Genomic DNA, 223 nt, shown 5'->3' with positions numbered 1-223 from the left:
GCTGAAAGGCTACCGGACAGGTGGAACAATTCATATCATTGCCAATAATACAATTGGCTTTACGACTGAATCAAGCGATTCTAGATCAACAAGATATGCAAGTGACCTGGCTAAAGGCTTTGAAATACCGATTATACATGTAAATGCAGATGATCCAGAGTCTGTCATCCAGGCTGCTAAGCTAGCTTGTGAATACAGAGCAGCTTTTAACAAGGATTTCTTG

1 protein-coding gene is annotated in these 223 nt (G+C 40.8%); it reads left to right on the top strand.

What is annotated here, in order from left to right; translation table 11 throughout:
- On the top strand, positions 1-223 hold a 223-nt coding region (locus tag EOC06_RS39600), incomplete at both ends, for a thiamine pyrophosphate-dependent enzyme (protein WP_164899132.1).

The organism is Mesorhizobium sp. M7A.F.Ca.MR.362.00.0.0 (assembly GCF_004023175.1).
Taxonomy (GTDB): domain Bacteria; phylum Pseudomonadota; class Alphaproteobacteria; order Rhizobiales; family Rhizobiaceae; genus Mesorhizobium.
This window is presented reverse-complemented; position numbering and strand designations above follow the sequence as displayed.